This is a genomic window from Candidatus Ruthia endofausta (genome assembly GCF_013342985.1).
GTDB classification, from domain to species: domain Bacteria; phylum Pseudomonadota; class Gammaproteobacteria; order PS1; family Pseudothioglobaceae; genus Ruthia; species Ruthia endofausta.
Map to the genome: position 1 here is coordinate 690,408 of NZ_CP054490.1, position 15,634 is coordinate 706,041.

The 15,634-nt window shown below is 36.5% G+C and carries 24 protein-coding genes; 7 read left to right on the forward strand and 17 right to left on the reverse strand.

Annotated features, from left to right (window positions below; translation table 11 throughout):
• Positions 1-36 precede the first annotated feature (36 nt).
• Positions 37-327, reverse strand: coding sequence for a c-type cytochrome (locus HUE58_RS03780; RefSeq protein ID WP_174605704.1), 291 nt, complete (start codon positions 325-327; stop codon positions 37-39).
• Positions 328-402: 75 nt separating this feature from the next.
• On the opposite strand from HUE58_RS03780, the gene yihA reads away from it, so the two are divergent.
• The 3 genes from yihA (at position 403) to HUE58_RS03795 (ending at position 4,851) form a co-directional block, all read left to right on the forward strand.
• On the forward strand, positions 403-1,002 hold the full coding sequence (gene yihA / locus HUE58_RS03785) for a ribosome biogenesis GTP-binding protein YihA/YsxC (protein ID WP_174605705.1): 600 nt from the start codon (positions 403-405) through the stop codon (positions 1,000-1,002).
• Positions 992-3,469: a PD-(D/E)XK nuclease family protein gene (locus HUE58_RS03790; protein ID WP_174605706.1), complete on the forward strand. Its 2,478-nt coding sequence runs from the start codon at positions 992-994 to the stop codon at positions 3,467-3,469. Before yihA ends, HUE58_RS03790 begins: the two co-directional genes overlap by 11 nt.
• Positions 3,470-4,533: 1,064 nt before the next feature.
• Positions 4,534-4,851 carry a HEPN domain-containing protein gene (locus HUE58_RS03795; protein ID WP_174605707.1) on the forward strand — a complete coding sequence of 106 codons (318 nt, stop codon included), beginning with the start codon at positions 4,534-4,536 and terminating at the stop codon, positions 4,849-4,851.
• Between the two features lie 130 nt (positions 4,852-4,981).
• On the opposite strand, the gene HUE58_RS03800 is transcribed toward HUE58_RS03795, so the two are convergent.
• Together HUE58_RS03800 and HUE58_RS03805 are read right to left on the reverse strand one after the other, a co-directional pair.
• On the reverse strand, positions 4,982-5,206 hold the full coding sequence (locus HUE58_RS03800) for a type II toxin-antitoxin system RelE family toxin (RefSeq protein ID WP_174605708.1): 225 nt from the start codon (positions 5,204-5,206) through the stop codon (positions 4,982-4,984).
• Positions 5,207-5,250: 44 nt separating this feature from the next.
• Positions 5,251-6,339, reverse strand: a complete 1,089-nt coding sequence (locus HUE58_RS03805; protein ID WP_174605709.1) for a tRNA nucleotidyltransferase/poly(A) polymerase-related protein — start codon at positions 6,337-6,339, stop codon at positions 5,251-5,253.
• Positions 6,340-6,381: 42 nt separating this feature from the next.
• Between HUE58_RS03805 and msrB the strand changes: the two genes are divergently transcribed.
• From msrB to HUE58_RS03820, 4 genes are read left to right on the forward strand one after another with little or no spacing between them, the layout of a single operon-like run.
• Positions 6,382-6,747 carry a peptide-methionine (R)-S-oxide reductase MsrB gene (msrB, locus tag HUE58_RS03810; protein ID WP_174605710.1) on the forward strand — a complete coding sequence of 122 codons (366 nt, stop codon included), beginning with the start codon at positions 6,382-6,384 and terminating at the stop codon, positions 6,745-6,747.
• Entirely contained in the window at positions 6,747-7,034 is a 288-nt protein-coding gene (locus HUE58_RS06875; protein ID WP_246260730.1) for a Mur ligase domain-containing protein, read from the forward strand. The genes msrB and HUE58_RS06875 overlap by 1 nt, the downstream gene beginning before the upstream one ends.
• Positions 7,035-7,052: 18 nt before the next feature.
• Complete coding sequence (locus HUE58_RS06880) at positions 7,053-7,580, forward strand: Mur ligase family protein (protein ID WP_246260732.1); 528 nt, start codon at positions 7,053-7,055, stop codon at positions 7,578-7,580.
• Positions 7,577-8,176: a flavin prenyltransferase UbiX gene (locus HUE58_RS03820; protein WP_174605711.1), complete on the forward strand. Its 600-nt coding sequence runs from the start codon at positions 7,577-7,579 to the stop codon at positions 8,174-8,176. Before HUE58_RS06880 ends, HUE58_RS03820 begins: the two co-directional genes overlap by 4 nt.
• A gap of 66 nt (positions 8,177-8,242) precedes the next feature.
• Here the strand turns inward: HUE58_RS03820 and HUE58_RS06885 are convergent, their stop codons facing one another.
• The 14 genes from HUE58_RS06885 to rplO all read right to left on the reverse strand — a co-directional run bounded on the left by HUE58_RS06885 (position 8,243) and on the right by rplO (position 15,624).
• On the reverse strand, positions 8,243-8,398 hold the full coding sequence (locus HUE58_RS06885; protein ID WP_246260734.1) for a hypothetical protein: 156 nt from the start codon (positions 8,396-8,398) through the stop codon (positions 8,243-8,245).
• Positions 8,399-8,407: 9 nt separating this feature from the next.
• Entirely contained in the window at positions 8,408-8,584 is a 177-nt protein-coding gene (locus HUE58_RS06890) for a hypothetical protein (RefSeq protein ID WP_340689637.1), read from the reverse strand.
• A 210-nt stretch (positions 8,585-8,794) separates the two neighbouring features.
• Positions 8,795-8,968: a hypothetical protein gene (locus HUE58_RS03830; protein WP_174605712.1), complete on the reverse strand. Its 174-nt coding sequence runs from the start codon at positions 8,966-8,968 to the stop codon at positions 8,795-8,797.
• A gap of 351 nt (positions 8,969-9,319) precedes the next feature.
• Positions 9,320-9,787 (reverse strand): LuxR C-terminal-related transcriptional regulator, encoded by a 468-nt coding sequence (locus tag HUE58_RS03835; protein WP_174605713.1) that lies wholly within the window; start codon positions 9,785-9,787, stop codon positions 9,320-9,322.
• 314 nt (positions 9,788-10,101) lie between these two features.
• A complete protein-coding gene (locus HUE58_RS03840; RefSeq protein WP_174605714.1) occupies positions 10,102-10,548 on the reverse strand; it encodes a GatB/YqeY domain-containing protein in 447 nt (148 codons plus the stop codon).
• Positions 10,549-10,579: 31 nt separating this feature from the next.
• A complete protein-coding gene (rpsU, locus tag HUE58_RS03845) occupies positions 10,580-10,795 on the reverse strand; it encodes a 30S ribosomal protein S21 (protein ID WP_174605715.1) in 216 nt (71 codons plus the stop codon).
• Positions 10,796-10,806: 11 nt separating this feature from the next.
• Positions 10,807-11,202, reverse strand: coding sequence for a 50S ribosomal protein L17 (gene rplQ, locus HUE58_RS03850; protein ID WP_174605716.1), 396 nt, complete (start codon positions 11,200-11,202; stop codon positions 10,807-10,809).
• A 10-nt stretch (positions 11,203-11,212) separates the two neighbouring features.
• The gene (locus HUE58_RS03855; RefSeq protein WP_174605717.1) at positions 11,213-12,193 is read right to left on the reverse strand and encodes a DNA-directed RNA polymerase subunit alpha; all 981 of its coding nucleotides are present in this window, start codon (positions 12,191-12,193) and stop codon (positions 11,213-11,215) included.
• Positions 12,194-12,203: 10 nt separating this feature from the next.
• Positions 12,204-12,830 (reverse strand): 30S ribosomal protein S4, encoded by a 627-nt coding sequence (gene rpsD, locus HUE58_RS03860; protein ID WP_174605718.1) that lies wholly within the window; start codon positions 12,828-12,830, stop codon positions 12,204-12,206.
• A gap of 9 nt (positions 12,831-12,839) precedes the next feature.
• Positions 12,840-13,223, reverse strand: coding sequence for a 30S ribosomal protein S11 (gene rpsK, locus HUE58_RS03865; RefSeq protein WP_277997988.1), 384 nt, complete (start codon positions 13,221-13,223; stop codon positions 12,840-12,842).
• Between the two features lie 15 nt (positions 13,224-13,238).
• The gene (gene rpsM, locus HUE58_RS03870; RefSeq protein ID WP_174605719.1) at positions 13,239-13,592 is read right to left on the reverse strand and encodes a 30S ribosomal protein S13; all 354 of its coding nucleotides are present in this window, start codon (positions 13,590-13,592) and stop codon (positions 13,239-13,241) included.
• 167 nt (positions 13,593-13,759) lie between these two features.
• Complete coding sequence (rpmJ, locus tag HUE58_RS03875; RefSeq protein WP_174605720.1) at positions 13,760-13,873, reverse strand: 50S ribosomal protein L36; 114 nt, start codon at positions 13,871-13,873, stop codon at positions 13,760-13,762.
• A 14-nt stretch (positions 13,874-13,887) separates the two neighbouring features.
• On the reverse strand, positions 13,888-15,186 hold the full coding sequence (gene secY, locus HUE58_RS03880; RefSeq protein WP_174605721.1) for a preprotein translocase subunit SecY: 1,299 nt from the start codon (positions 15,184-15,186) through the stop codon (positions 13,888-13,890).
• A 3-nt stretch (positions 15,187-15,189) separates the two neighbouring features.
• Complete coding sequence (gene rplO / locus HUE58_RS03885; protein WP_174606232.1) at positions 15,190-15,624, reverse strand: 50S ribosomal protein L15; 435 nt, start codon at positions 15,622-15,624, stop codon at positions 15,190-15,192.
• Positions 15,625-15,634: the final 10 nt, after the last annotated feature.

Sequence of the window (15,634 nt, forward strand, 5' to 3'; positions counted from 1 at the left end):
TAATAAATTAGGGATTTTTCAGTTCAAAAACAAGGGTTATTTTTGTGTTGCCAAGAAATCAGCAATTGATTGTTCTTTGCCGGCAATAATTGCCGCCATTGCATTCATAGTTGGATCTTTACGTGCGCCTGTTTGAAAATCTTTTAGTTGTTTAACGGTATAAACCGCATTTTGTCCAGCAAGGTTAGGATAAGTTGGAATGGCTGATACACCTGCGACACCATGACAACTAGCGCAACCACCAGCAGCATAATCTGCTGCGCCATCTGCTTGAGCAAAACCCATTATAAATATAGCGGCAGTTACTGCTAATAGAATTCTCTTCATTACTCTCTCTCCTTATCATTAAAATTAATGGTCCATAAATAACCACGAGTTTTTGATTATACACCGTTTTTAACAATGCGTAAACACTACCACCAAGCCAAATTTCTGCTCTCTTCTCCCTCTTTAAAAGGCTGTCCGCCAGACGAGGGATATGAAGTTATTTTTGCTGGTCGATCAAATGCGGGCAAGTCAAGTGCCATTAATACACTCACACTACAAAATAAACTTGCCAAAGTATCGCGCACTCCTGGTAGGACTCAGTACTTGGTTTTCTTTGAGCTTGACAAAGACCGTCGCCTGGTTGATTTGCCTGGCTATGGCTATGCCAAAGTGCCAGAACGTGTCAAAGCTAAATGGCATAAAGACATGAACGAATACTTTAACAAGCGTGACTGCCTGCGCGGTGCAGTGCTGGTTATGGATGTTCGCCATCCACTTAAACCTTTCGACCAAATGATGCTTGACTGGTGCCATAGTATTAATTTACCCACACAAATCATACTCACCAAATCTGATAAACTAAAAAAAGGTGCCGCCAGCAACACCTACCTTAAAGTTCGTAATCAAATTAAAAAATATCCTTATGTTGATGTGCAGTTATTCTCTAGCCTAAAAAAACAAGGTTTAGAAGCGTTGTGGGCTCGATTAGACACCTTTTTTGGCTATGTTGATTAATGCCAATCTAGCTAAGCTTAACGCTAAAGATATAGTTGTTTTAGCCAATAATCGACAAGTACTGGCTTTTAAAAAAACCTTTGCCATTCAACATAGCAATACCCAACTGCCAAAAGCCTTATCTTGGGGACAATATTTGCGCCACACTTGGTACCGAATTAGTCTTAATTCAAACTTACGCTTTATTGACCAGATTGAATCAAGAGACCTTATCAAGCAATCCATGCAAAAACTGAAGCAAAGCACAGATCAACGCCTACTGGATGAAGTGGTTAAAAATAATGATTATTGTGCCAATCATTTAATTGATTTGAACGAGTTAACTCGTTCAAAAATACGTTCATCTGAATTATTTAGTACTTGGATTGACGCCTATAAAAATACCAAATCAACCCTAGGTTTGGTTGATTTACACGACCTGCCAAGTTTAATTATTAAAGCCAATGTATCAATCACTAAACCTCATATATACGGCTTTAAAGCCCTAACTCCTCAACAACAACTTTTGTTCGATACAATTGGATATCAACAAATTAATGCCGTCAACACCCACAATATATCAGCCCTCACTTTTGATACCAGCACAAATGAAATACTCAAAGCCGCTCAATGGGCAAAAGCACACTTTGATAATAATCCTGATAAATCAGTCGTCATCGTTAGCCCACAACTTAATGATATACAACATCAGTTGAGTTCTATTTTTGATCAAGTGTTTGATGATTTTCTTACTGAGATTGGGCAAAAATCCTACAATATATCCTTAGGGCTGCGCTTAAATCAATACCCTCTTATTCAAGATTTATTATCAATTTTGACACTATCCACGCAACTACAACGCAACAAAATCCAAAGCACGTTATTTAACCAAGTCGTTACTTGTGTTTATGTCTCTGGCTATCAACAAGAAAGATCAGCCAGAAGTTTGTTAATGAACCAGATTTTATCTTTATCGACTGATGAATTCAGTTTAGATAAAATTGATGAAGCTCTATCCAAATGCCCAATCTTAAAAACTATTATTGACAATATTAAGTGTGAACAACTAACCAATAATACGCTCGAATCACACCTTTTAGCCTTTAATAGTACGCTTAAAACTTGGGGCTTTGCCACTGATAGAAACCTAAGCAGTACCGAATATCAACTATTTAAGAAATACTTACAAACCAGTTTAGGGCTTAATCGGCTCTCACTTTATTTTGACAGAGTTAGCACCCAATCTGCCATCAAACAGTTAAACAATTTAACCACGCAAGTTATTTTTCAAGCACAAGCAAGCAAAACTAACATCCAAATTCTGGGCGCTTTAGAAGCACAAAGCTTATATTTTGACGAGGCTTGGGTGTTGGGTATGACCAACCAATTCCTACCCGAACGACTCAACTTAACTCGCTTTATTGCACATGATATCAGTGTAACACACCAAATTCCGCACACAGATTACGAACTGATTGCAACTGACGCTAAAAACACACTGGAAAGTTTAAGCTCACTTGCCAGCAAAGTTGTTTTCTCCTATGCATTAACACACCTTGAAAGCGAGCAATTACCCTCACCATTGGTAGAATTTGGCCCAGCCATTAACACAAATTATATTCAAGAAATATTGCCCATTACACTAGAGTCTATTGTTGACACTCACACAACCCATTTAGAAAAACCCCAAGTCAAATCAGGTGTTCGCATTTTAAAAGACCAAATGGCTTGTGCTTTTAAAGGCTTTGCGCATCGACTCAATACCTCAAGTTTTGATGCACCACACATCGGTATCAATCGATTAGAACAAGGCAGTATTATCCACAACGCCTTGCAATATATTTATCAAGAAATTACCTCAAAAGAACAACTTCTAGCCCTTAATACTAAAGAACTTGATAGTCTTATTTTTAACAAAATAAACGTCGCCCTTAAACGCTATCCAAGCTCAGGTTTTAAAAAAATAGAGAAACTCAGGCTCTCTCGCCTTATTCACTCCTTCATTGAAACCGATAAACAAAGAGAAGATTTTTGTGTACTAGCAACTGAGCAAAACATCACCGCCAATATTGCCAATTTAGAATTTGAAACCCGACTAGATAGACTCGACCAAATGAACAATGGCGACCAAATCATCTTCGATTATAAAACAGGTACGACCTCAATCGCCAGCTGGTGTGGCAAGGCCATTAGTGAGCCACAACTCCCCATTTACACCCTCATCAATAACGTTCAAGGCGCTGCTTTTATTGAGCTAGCCTCAAACAAAATAAACTTCAAAGGCTTGTCAAAAGACCCAGACTCTCTACCCAAGCAGTCCAAATACAAAGGAAAATGCCAAGATTGGGACGCACAACTTAAAATCTGGCAACACACTCTAAACACTGCCAGTCTTGATTTTCAAAATGGCATCGCCACCGTCTTACCCAACAAAAATGCCTGTGATTATTGTGAGTTTGATTTACTTTGTCGTATTGACTCTGTTTAGCGCCTTTAGGGAGTAAAAATAACCATCTAATCTTGTATTTTCCTCAATCACATACTCGCCTACTAACTAACTGATTTTTTTATATAGCTTCATTTTGATATTATAATATAAGGAAATAATCCCCTCATATTAACAGTTAGATACGCCTCAGAGTGGTCGTATCTAATGGGCGGCAAGAACAAATTGATTCGTTATACAACTATTAAAAAAATTAAAAAAAGCACCTGTTTAGGTGCTTTTTTGAGGCGCAGACATTCTAGATAGTCAATGAGGATAAGTTACTTTATACGCTAAAAAGGATTAACCTACCCTGTATTAATGACTCAGAAAATGCAAATATTTTCAAAAAATCATCTACCTTTTTATGCGAATTTTCTGGTGAGCAGATTGTGGAATCTTTTAAATGTAAGATGTCAGATAAACTTAAAAAATACCCAACAATGGTAGTGCAATTATTGGTTTTGTTTTAATAAGGAGACAATAATGGAAATCTTAATATTGTTTGCAACAATGTCTGTTTTGAGGTTAGTGGCTTTATTTAGTATTTTGTGGTATCAACACAAACACCATAAAACTACCTAACAAATCATTCCAGTCGGGGAAGAGCCCCGACGCATCGACTGAATTCAAGCATTAAAATGCTTATAGTTATGTACAAAGGGTTAAAAAGCCTTTCAAAATAAAGACATAAACATTAATTAAAAACACCTAGTAAGATGTTGCGTCTTATCACCTAAAATTAAAGAATAAAAAATTCAAAACCTATCCTCTACCTTACACCTATCATTGTATCTGTATAATCCTTATTAACAGATAAAGACCCAACACTCACTTAACTAACGAGCATTTTCAAGCAAACCAAATGAAAGACTCTTTAAGCCATTTACCCAGCAACAAGCAAACTCACGTAAGGCAAATTATCCAAGTAATTCGAGGAGTTTGATGGGGTTGTGAAGCACACTTCGAGCGAGAGAAAACGGGTAAATTGGTTAAAGTTATTCTTTATGGTTTACATGCGACAGGCAAATGGATAAATAAGCCACATATTGATTATATTAGTGATTATGATAAATGATTTAATAGTGCAAATGATTTTTTTTGAAGGGTTTGTGTTTCATAAAAATAATAAACAGTATTATAAAAAAGTAGCCTTTATACTTCACCAAGTAACTGAACACTATTATTCTTGCCTTTCTTTAGTGCTAACTCAATACAAACCTTATACCTGTAACTTACAACAACTCAAACAAGCCTATGTTAAAACACGTTACTCGGAGTATTATAAAATCATCGAAAAGGAAAGCTATTTAAGTGAAAGAGTGACTTACTTACAAACTTTAACCAAGCAACTTTGTGAGGAAAAGATTAAGTCGTCTGGCTAGTGTGGGAATGTAGAGATACAAACATTAATCACTCAATAAATTGGCGTGGTATTAATTTATATTCATCCATAAGGATGATGGCGTATTCAGTGTTGTTGTTATCTAGTGTCAATATTTGCATAATGTCTCCTTATTTATAAGCATCGCTTCTGGGTTTAACGGTATGAATAATGATGTGCGTACTGTCCATACTAAACAACTCTCGATACCTGCCAACCTTTAATCTAAAATCATTATCTTGATTTTTCATTTTTTTAACATCGCCCTTTGATAAATCAATAATTGCTTGTTCTATTTGTTGCCTATAACGCCGATCAATTTTTTTTAAATCTTTAATCGTTATTTTGATAATCACATGACTATTATAATTAATTCAAAATGAATTTAGTTTTCTTGATATTACTTCTTTGTTGTTTTAAGGAACAAGTCAATGATTAATCTTCTCTCTATTTGAATGGCTTTGCCAATGTCTAACTTATCCAGTTTAGATATATCAATATCTTTAAGTAAATCTTTTAGATGTTTAATGGGTGCAATATCAATCGCTAGTAGTTGAAACACAGTGAGTAAATCTTCAAATCTATCTTTGCGCCTAAGGGCATCAGTTTTGATAAAGAAATCAAATATTTCATTGCTTGATTGATTAGTGAAACCTTGTGCAAATTGGCAAAACTGACTACTAAGCTCAGATAGTTGCTGATATTGTTTAGGGCATTTAATAGTGTTACATAAGGCTTTAATATTACGCCTCTTCTCATCTTTAAGCCAAATGGAGAATTTAATATGCGCCTTATTAGTATTGAGATTATCTAAAAACTCAAACGAATTACTGTGATTTTGGTGTGCTTGATTATCAAGGCTGGGGAAAACTTTTTGATAGGCGCCACAAGCGGTTAATACTTTAAAAAAAGCTGATGGTGTTTCGTACGACAAGGCTTTGTTAAGTTCTTTAAACACACGTTCAGGGGTAAGGGCATCTACTTCGCCTGAGGTAACCATTTGGCTCATTAATTGGTGAGTTTGGTGCGCTACTTTAAAGCCAAACTTTTTAAAGCGTGCTGCAAATCGAGCTACGCGTAACGCCCGTACTGGATCTTCGTTAAAGGCGTCAGATACGTGACGTAAAATGCCATTATTTAAGTCATCTTGACCATCAAATGGGTCAAATAATTCATCCGCTTCTTGTGCGATTGCATTGATGGTTAAGTCACGGCGAGACAAGTCTTGTTCTAACGTAACTTGGTTTGATGTGTCAAACTCAAACCCTTTATATCCAACACTTGTTTTGCGCTCTAACCTTGCCAGGGCATACTCTTCTTGTGTGCCTGGGTGTAAAAATACAGGAAAATCTTTACCAACTTGCCGATAGCCTAAATCCAGCATTTCAGCACTGGATGAACCAACCACAATCCAATCTTTTTCAGTGTTGTTATCTGCAATGCCTAATAACTGGTCTCGCACTGCACCACCGACTAAATAAACTTTCATACTTAATGGGAAAAATTTTATTAATTCTCATATAATACACGAATGGATTTAAATAAACTAACCCCAGAACAGTTTAGAATCACGCAACAAGCAGATACTGAAACACCGTTCACTGGCAAATATTACAACCATCATGACCAAGGGGATTATCTTTGTGTGTGTTGCAATCAGATTTTATTTTCATCTAATACTAAATTTGACTCAGGCACGGGTTGGCCGAGTTTTTCTGATATTTCAAACGCTGATAATATTAAATTAATCACTGATAATTCACACGACATGAGCCGAGTTGAAGCGAGGTGTGCTAATTGTAATGCCCACCTCGGGCATGTTTTCCCTGATGGTCCTACCTCAAGTGGCAACCGCTATTGCATTAACTCTGCCTCACTTGATTTTAAGTCCTCATAATGCACATTCATATTCTTGGTATTGCTGGTATGTTTATGGGCTCACTTGCCTTGACTGCTAAACAAATGGGGCATCAAGTTATTGGGATAAATCAAGGTGTATATCCGCCAATGAGCACCCAGCTTGACGAACAAAATATTAGTTATACGCGAAACTACAAAACTAAAGATTTACCCAAGGTTGATTTATTTATTATTGGCAATGCCCTGTCTCGTGGTAATGCTTGCGTGGAGGAGGTACTCGCCAGCAATATTCGTATACTTCAGGCGCGCGCAGTAGCTAAGTGAAAACGTATTGCATGATAAATGAGTGCTGCGCGCGTGTGCCCCAGCATTCATGGCAAAACTACCACGGCTAGTATGCTAACTTGGATACTTAAATTTACTGGTTACAATCCTAGTTTTTTAATTGGTGGTGTTGCGCAAAATTTTGGGTTGTCATCGCGTTTAACTGACTCTAACTTTTTTGTGATTGAGGCTGATGAGCACGATACGGCTTTTTTTGACAAACACTCTAAGTTTGTTCATTACCACCCAAGAACATTGGTGATTAATAATTTAGAATTTGACCAGGCGGATATTTTTGATTCACTTAAAGACATCCAAAAACAATTTCACCATTTAATTCACACCATGCCTAACAATGGCTTGGTTATTTATCCACAAAATAATGCAAATATTAAGGCTTTGTTTAAAAACAATCACTCAGCTTATTTGTTTGACTCTGTTGATGACATTGTCAACCACCTTAGCCATATTAATCATGGCCACTTTGTGATGATGTCCAATGGTAGTTTTGATGATATTTTTAACAAAATAATACCCAAGCTATGAAACCTATTGCCATTGCATTAACTGGTGCTTCAGGCATGCCATATGCCATTACCTTACTTAAAGAATTGGTCAAAATCCAGTCGTTAGTTTATGTGATGATTTCCCGTGCTGCCAATACTGTCATTGCCATGGAAACTGATCTTAATTTAGGTGCTGATACTGCTGCAATTGAAAAAAACCTTACCAAATACTTAAATGCAAAAAATGGTCAGATTAAGGTTTTTTCAAAAAATCAATGGACTGCACCAGTTGCCTCAGGCTCTAATCCGCCGCGTGCTATGGTTATTTGCCCATGCACCATGAGCACACTTAGTGCTATTGCCAATGGTTATGCAGATAATCTTATGCACCGCGCTGCTGATGTGGTGATTAAAGAGCAGAAAAAACTCATTTTAGTGCCTAGGGAAACACCCTATTCAGCCATCCATTTAGGAAATATGCTTAAACTTTCACGCCTTGGTGTGGTAATCATGGATGCTAATCCTGCATTTTATCAAGCTCCTAAATCTATTCAAGACTTAGTGAATTTTGTTGTGGCTAGAATACTTGACCATTTAGAAGTAGAGCACAATCTAACACCACCATGGCAAGGTTAGTTAACAATAAGATTAAAAAGCAATCACTAAAAATCCTAAAAAAACCAGAAATAAAGCAAAGCTTTTTTAGGATTTTTTACCGTCAACGCTGTTTGCAACCTTATCACCTAATGGTGCAAACAGGAAGCTGGTAATAACAATACTTAGTAACGCTTTCATATGGATAAAATCTAAGCCACTAGTAACACTCTCAGCCTCAATGCCTGTTATTATAAAATCCACCTGCTTAAATTATCCACATGCCCAGAGATTGCTTATACCAAACCACATAATCAGTGCCACAATGATTTTAAAAATTGCAAAGAAAATTCTCAAAGAATCAAAACTCAAATACTTTGCAACAATCGCTCCACAAAATACCCCTAATAAAATAGTAGGCGTGAGTTTTATAAAGTTATGCCAATGAATTGTCCTATGACAGTGGTACGCCTAAACACTGGAAATAGAAGTAAAAACAATCACAGAAAGTGCGGTGCCAATTGCTGTGTGCGTTAGAACTACTTCATGAACTTCGGTTGCTAATACATACAGCAGAAGCTGGCACGATAATTAAACCGCCGCCAACACCCAACAAACCTGCTACAAAACCAGAAAACACTCCAAGTAATAATAGTTGAACTAATTCAACCAAGTGCTGACCGTATCAATTAACAAGCCATCTTTTTCATTAAAAAAGTAATCTGCATTCACCATTTTTTGATGGTAATTTTTATTCTTACTTGATGCGTTAGCGCGCGCCTTTACAGAGCTTAATACCGGCTCAATATCATCCACACTATACAAATCAAGCATGGGAATATCAATCTTAAATATTTAACTTGTGTGCTGCCCAACTCGTTTCTTTAGCATAATCAGGTGTCGTTTTTTCAGATACAACCTAAACAATAACAATAGATAGTATTAATAATAACTTCATAAATCCTCTCCAAATATAATTACCATTATATATAAAGAAAAAAACAGTGATACTTTTAAGAACAAGTAAGGCGTAGTAAAATATAATTAATATGCACTTATCACAACATTTCAAAAATGCTACAACAAATGTAGTTACATCAAGATATTTTCTTGGGAAAAAATATAATGAATGCAAAGTGTATTATATTAAGTTGGTTAGCTGATTAATATAGTAGTATTTTGTACTTATTGGTAAATTTGGTAGTTGATATCTAAATCACACCATAATGGATTTAAATTAACACTTAAAGGTCTTAGCGTTGGTAGCATTTTAACCAAATATGGCAAGGTGTGCCAGCTTTCCATCTTTTTTATCATTAAAGTCCTATGTTTTTCAACGCTTGATCGTGAAATATATAACTTTTCAGTCATTTGCTGATTAGTAGCATCAAGTACAATGCAAGCAAATATTTGTTTTTCTTTATCAGTTAGTAATTTATAACGAGTAATAATATCAATATTCTTTTGAAACTCATTAATAGCACCAATCACTTTTTGTAAAAGCGCTTCTTCTGGCAATGGCTTTTCAATAAAATCAAGTGCTCTTAATTTAATCGTATCAACCACAAAGATTGTTTCACGAATAACCGAACTAGTCAGTTCTACTTTGCCCCAAAAGATAATAATACTTAGAGAATATTGGCAACATCGCATTATTAATTATATAAATGCCAACACTGCAGCAATTTTGAGAAGAATGAAGGCTTGGTTAAACATGAAGATTAAGACCAAACCCTTTGTCATATTAGTAACTCTAGTGATGAACAGTGATGAACAGTGATGAATTATAATGACGATGTGCGGCTGTCGATATAGAGGAGAGGTATTCCTTATTTATTTAAAATAATAATAATTTTATTATGTCCTAATATACCTATAAAGAGTAACAAGACGTAACAATGGGAATTATTAACAATGTGTATTAATTAGTTATTTTAATCACATAGAAAAGGCGATGGTATCTTGCTTTAAGAAAATTTAGACCGAATTAAACCAGACACAACACCCATATCAGTTTTGCCACCCAATTGGCTTTTTAACAAACCCATTAACTTGCCCATGTCTTGCATAGAAGACGCGCCGATATCAGCAATTACTTTATTAATGGCAGCATTCACTTCAACATCTGATAATTGTTCTGGCATATAATTATTAATAACAACCAACACTGCCTCTTCAACATTAACTAAATCGATACGGCCTGCTTCTTTAAATTGTGAAATTGAATCTTTACCCTGTTTGACCATTTTTTGTACAACGCTAAGCACCTGCATATCATCCAATTCAATGCGTTCGTCAACTTCTCTTTGTTTGATTACCCCTAAAATCATGCGTATTGCTTTAAGGGTGGCTTTGTCTTTGGCTTTCATTGCTGATTTCATATCAGCAATAATGCGCGCCTTTAACTCAGACATAATAGCGAATTATAATACTTAGAATATAGGTCTAGTACATGCGCTTACGATGAACGCGATTTTTAGCCATTTCTTTGTGTGTTCTTTTAACAGCAGCGGCTTTCATGCGCTTATTAACCCAAGTTGGTTTTTCATAGAATTCTTTTTTTCTTACATCAATGATAACATCAGCTCTGTCACAGGTGCGACGAAAACGTCTAAGTGCGATGTCAAAAGGTTCGTTTTCTTTTACTTTAATTGAAGGCATATATTTTTCCTTTATGAGGCGGTAGTTTCAGCAGCTGCATCTGTCGTGGTTTCAAAGTCAACCAATTGGACAATTGCCATTGGGGCTTTATCACCAGTACGAAAACCAGCCTTCAAAATACGAATATAACCACCAGGACAATCTTTATAAAATGGTGCTAATTCGGTGAATAATTTAGCAACCATTGCATCGTCACGCAATTTTGAAAATGCATTACGACGATTGGCAACACTGTCAACTTTGGCTTTAGTAATTAAGGGCTCAACAACACGTCTAAGCTCTTTTGCTTTTGGCAAAGTTGTGCGAATGGTCTCATGTAAAAATAATGAGTTTGCCATATTTTTAAACATAGCCTTACGATGAGATGAGTTACGATTTAATCGTCTACCTGACTTTCTATGTCTCATGTCTTATTCCTTATTCACTCATTAAATCAACTGGCGGCCAATTTTCAATACTGGTACCTAAGTCAAGCTCTTTTTCAGTTAACACTTCTTTAATTTCATTAAGTGATTTACGACCTAAATTAGGGGTTCTTAGTAAATCTTGCTCAGATTTTTGAATTAAATCACCAATATAATAGATTTGTTCTGCCTTTAAACAGTTTGCACTACGCACGGTTAATTCTAACTCATCCACTGCTGCTAATAATTGTGGATCAAAATCTTCTGATGTTGGTAATGCCGTTTCTTCTTCTACTAGCTCTAACTCAACAAATGAAGACAATTGCTCTTGTAAGATTGTTGCTGCACGTTTAATGGCAACTTCTGCATTGACTGAACCATTAGTCTCAATCGTAATGTTTAATTTATCAAGATTAACTTTCTGCTTAACACGCGCCGCATCCACCGTGAAACTAACACGCCTAATGGGTGAAAAACTTGCATCTAACTGCATACCACCAATACTTGACGCTTCGTCAGTGCGTGACGTGGCAGTATCATAGCCAATACCAGTACTAATCTTAAGTGTCATACGCATATGACCTTCATCATTAATTGTTGCAATCACTTTATCAGGGTTAAATACCGTAATATCAACACCATTAGCCTCAATATCAGCCACTATAATTTCACACGGGCCTTTTTTGTCAATAACAACTTGCGCAGTTTCAGCTGTATTTAATGCAACCGACACTTCTTTAAGGTTAAGCAAGATATCTAATACATCTTCTTGCACACCATCAATTGTAGAAAACTCATGCATAACTCCATCAATGACAACTTCGGTCACAGCAGAGCCTGTCATAGAAGATAACAATGTTCTTCTTAGGGCATTGCCCAAAGTATGACCAAAACCTCGCTCAAGAGGCTCAAGAATTACTTTGAATTCATTAAGACCAGTTTGAGAAGACTCAACCAGCTTTGGCTTTAAAAAATTTCTTGCACTACCTTGCATAATTAATTCCTTATTTAGAATACAGTTCAACGATTAAATGTTCTTGAATATCTGATGGTAACTCATCACGAGCAGGAACATTTTTAAACACACCCTTAAGTGCTTTGTTATCAATATCAAGCCATTGTGGTTGAGTTGATTGTTCAGCCAATTCAAGTGCCAATTGAATACGGCTCTGCTTTTTAGCTTTTTCTCTAATTGAAATTTCATCATTAATGCTCACTTGGTAAGAAGGAATGTTAACAACCAAACCATTCACTAAAATAGATTTATGCGAAACCAGTTGTCTTGCCTCAGCACGTGTAGAACCAAAACCCATGCGATAAACAATATTATCCAAACGACACTCAAGTAGTGATAATAAATTTTCACCTGTAGAGCCTTTCTTTTGCGAAGCCTTTTTATAATATAGACGAAATTGCTTTTCTAAAATGCCATAGATACGTCTTACTTTTTGTTTTTCACGTAACTGTAACCCATACTCTGTACCCTTCTGACGACGTGCATTAGCACCGTGCATACCAGGAAGTTGAGTCACCTTACATTTAGAATCCAGTGATCTAATACCACTTTTAAGAAATAAGTCCGTGCCCTCGCGACGCGCTAATTTACAAGTAGGTCCAGTATATCTAGCCATAATTTATCCTTATACTCTACGTTTCTTAGAAGGACGACAGCCGTTATGAGGGAGTGGTGTCACATCTGTGATTGATTGAATTTTTAAACCTTGTGCGTTAAGACCGCGAATTGCTGGGTCTCTGCCAGGGCCTGGGCCTTTAACACGAACCTCTAAGTTTCTCATACCAAAAGCCAATGCTTTCTCACCACAACTGCCTGCAGCTACTTGTGCAGCAAACGGTGTGGACTTTCTTGAACCTCTAAAACCAGAGCCGCCTGAGGTCGCCCAACAAATTGCATTACCATGACGATCTGTAATCATTACAATGGTGTTATTAAACGTTGCATGAATGTGTGCAATACCATCAGTAATTACTTTTTTGGACTTCTTTTTTGTAGGTGTTTTAGCCATAATATCTGCCTATGATTATTTAATTAAACGACGAGGACCCTTGCGAGTTCTTGCGTTTGTTTTTGTTCTTTGACCACGTAGTGGCAGTGATTTTCTATGACGAACACCACGATAACAACCTAAGTCTTTAAGGCGTTTAATATCCATAACAACTTGACGACGAAGATCACCTTCAACTTCATACTTAGCAACTTCTGCACGAATTAATTCCAATTGATCTTCAGTAATATCAATAACTTTGGTAGCTGGGTCTAATTTAAGAGTCATGCAAATCGCTTTCGCTGTTGTATCGCCAATACCAAGAATTGACTGTAAACCAATCACAATATGTTTATGTATCGGGATGTTTATTCCTGCTATTCTAGCCATTTATCTTATACCTCTAATATGTTTTGTTCTGTTTCATAGACTTTATTTCCTTATATTCTTTGCTTTTTTATCTCTTATTATGCAATTTTTATCTTAGTAAAAAGTCGCATAATACTAAATTTAAAACCCCCTATTTTACGCTTACAGCTTTCCAATGTCAATCCTAATTAACCTTGTCTTTGCTTATGACGAGGCTCTTTACAAATAACACGAACCACGCTATGGCGCTTGATAATTTTACATTTGTTACAAATTTTCTTAACCGATGCTCTTACTTTCATAATAATGACCTTTTTTAGTTTAAACCTGCCTTTTTCATTAATGACTCATACTGATTAGACATTAAGTGAGATTGGGCTTGTGCAATAAAATCCATCACCACAACAACGATGATTAGCAAACTGGTACCACCAAAGTAAAATGGCACATTCCAATATAAAATTAAAAACTCTGGCAACAAGCAAACAGCAGTGATATAAACCGCGCCCGATGCTGTTAGCCTAGACATAACCAAATCAATATAATCTGCCGAGTGCTTGCCTGGTCGAATACCTGGAATAAAACCACCTGACTTACGTAAATTATCAGCTGTGTCTTTTGAATCAAATGTTAGTGCCGTGTAGAAGAAGGTAAAAAACACAATGGCAAGTCCATAAAACAACACATATAAAGGTTGTCCTGGGGAAATACTAGCAGTTATATCTGCCAACCAGTCCATGCCCTCACTTTGCGAAAACCAGCCTCCCAAGGTTGCTGGAAATAAAATAATTGATGAGGCAAAAATTGGTGGAATGACACCTGCCATATTGATTTTTAATGGTAAATATGAACTTTGACCACCAACCATTTTACGACCTTGTTGACGCTTGGCATAATTAACCGTGATACGACGTTGTCCTCGTTCCATAAAGACCACAAAAGCTGTCACTAGCAGTGTCATAATTAATAAAATTGCCACCAAAATAATAGTTAACTCGCCTGTAGATACCAATGATAAAGTTGAGCCTAATGCCGAAGGCAAGCCTGAAACGATACCAGCAAAAATAATCATTGAAATGCCATTGCCAATGCCTTTTTCTGTAATTTGCTCACCCAGCCACATTAAAAATAAAGTGCCTGTGCTTAATGTCACTACAGTCACCATGCTAAAAGTAAAGCCATCTTGAGTAACCAAAGCAACACCACCAGCACTTTGTGATTGCAAAGCAATAGAAATACCATAGGATTGAAACACTGCTAATACCACTGTACCTATACGTGTGTATTGTGTAATTTTACGTTTACCTGTTTCGCCTTCTTTCTTCAATTGTTCTAACTTTAGCACAACAGAGGTCATCAACTGAATAATAATTGATGCCGAAATATAAGGCATAATACCCAAAGTAAAAATAGATAATCTTTCTAACGCGCCACCTGAAAACATATTAAACATATCCAAAATCGTACCTTGTTGATCTTGTACGAGTGAGGCAAGCGCTGCACTTGAGATAAATGGAATGGTAATATGCGTACCCAACCTAAAAATGATTAACGCACCCAATAAAAAAAGGATGCGCTTTGATAAATCTTGAGAGAGGCCTAAGGGTTGGTTCATAATTTACTCGTTCACTGAGCCTTTAACAGCTTCAATCGCCAACTTTGCGCCTTTAGTTGCTTTGATACCAGTCAATGTAACTGCTCTGGTAATTTCACCAGAAAGCATGACTTTAACACGTTTGATATTTTTAGTCACTAAATTGTGTACTTTTAAAACGTCAATGGTAATGTCAGTCTCAGTCAGTTTATCAACTTCAGATAATGTTACTTGTGAGGTAATAATGGACACTCTTGATGAGAATCCAACCTTCGGAAGACGATGTTGTAAAGGCATTTGACCACCTTCAAAACCAATCTTGCTGAAACCGCCAGAACGTGCTTTTTGACCCTTATGGCCACGACCACAAGTCTTACCAAAGCCACTGCCAATGCCACGACCCACACGTTTTCTTGATTGCTTCTCGCCTTCGGCGGGTGACAATGTGTTTAATTGCATAATGTTCATT

Excerpts from the sequence above, each read along its gene's own strand:
- HUE58_RS03780 (WP_174605704.1), bottom strand. The coding sequence starts at position 327 with ATGAAGAGAATTCTATTAGCAGTAACTGCCGCTATATTTATAATGGGT.
- yihA (WP_174605705.1), top strand. The coding sequence starts at position 403 with ATGCGTAAACACTACCACCAAGCCAAATTTCTGCTCTCTTCTCCCTCT.
- HUE58_RS03790 (WP_174605706.1), top strand. The coding sequence starts at position 992 with ATGTTGATTAATGCCAATCTAGCTAAGCTTAACGCTAAAGATATAGTT.
- HUE58_RS03795 (WP_174605707.1), top strand. The coding sequence starts at position 4,534 with ATGATAAATGATTTAATAGTGCAAATGATTTTTTTTGAAGGGTTTGTG.
- HUE58_RS03805 (WP_174605709.1), bottom strand. The coding sequence starts at position 6,339 with ATGAAAGTTTATTTAGTCGGTGGTGCAGTGCGAGACCAGTTATTAGGC.
- msrB (WP_174605710.1), top strand. The coding sequence starts at position 6,382 with ATGGATTTAAATAAACTAACCCCAGAACAGTTTAGAATCACGCAACAA.
- HUE58_RS06875 (WP_246260730.1), top strand. The coding sequence starts at position 6,747 with ATGCACATTCATATTCTTGGTATTGCTGGTATGTTTATGGGCTCACTT.
- HUE58_RS06880 (WP_246260732.1), top strand. The coding sequence starts at position 7,053 with ATGAGTGCTGCGCGCGTGTGCCCCAGCATTCATGGCAAAACTACCACG.
- HUE58_RS03820 (WP_174605711.1), top strand. The coding sequence starts at position 7,577 with ATGAAACCTATTGCCATTGCATTAACTGGTGCTTCAGGCATGCCATAT.
- HUE58_RS03830 (WP_174605712.1), bottom strand. The coding sequence starts at position 8,968 with ATGCTTGATTTGTATAGTGTGGATGATATTGAGCCGGTATTAAGCTCT.
- HUE58_RS03835 (WP_174605713.1), bottom strand. The coding sequence starts at position 9,787 with ATGCGATGTTGCCAATATTCTCTAAGTATTATTATCTTTTGGGGCAAA.
- HUE58_RS03840 (WP_174605714.1), bottom strand. The coding sequence starts at position 10,548 with ATGTCTGAGTTAAAGGCGCGCATTATTGCTGATATGAAATCAGCAATG.
- rpsU (WP_174605715.1), bottom strand. The coding sequence starts at position 10,795 with ATGCCTTCAATTAAAGTAAAAGAAAACGAACCTTTTGACATCGCACTT.
- rplQ (WP_174605716.1), bottom strand. The coding sequence starts at position 11,202 with ATGAGACATAGAAAGTCAGGTAGACGATTAAATCGTAACTCATCTCAT.
- HUE58_RS03855 (WP_174605717.1), bottom strand. The coding sequence starts at position 12,193 with ATGCAAGGTAGTGCAAGAAATTTTTTAAAGCCAAAGCTGGTTGAGTCT.
- rpsD (WP_174605718.1), bottom strand. The coding sequence starts at position 12,830 with ATGGCTAGATATACTGGACCTACTTGTAAATTAGCGCGTCGCGAGGGC.
- rpsK (WP_277997988.1), bottom strand. The coding sequence starts at position 13,223 with ATGGCTAAAACACCTACAAAAAAGAAGTCCAAAAAAGTAATTACTGAT.
- rpsM (WP_174605719.1), bottom strand. The coding sequence starts at position 13,592 with ATGGCTAGAATAGCAGGAATAAACATCCCGATACATAAACATATTGTG.
- rpmJ (WP_174605720.1), bottom strand. The coding sequence starts at position 13,873 with ATGAAAGTAAGAGCATCGGTTAAGAAAATTTGTAACAAATGTAAAATT.
- secY (WP_174605721.1), bottom strand. The coding sequence starts at position 15,186 with ATGAACCAACCCTTAGGCCTCTCTCAAGATTTATCAAAGCGCATCCTT.
- rplO (WP_174606232.1), bottom strand. The coding sequence starts at position 15,624 with ATGCAATTAAACACATTGTCACCCGCCGAAGGCGAGAAGCAATCAAGA.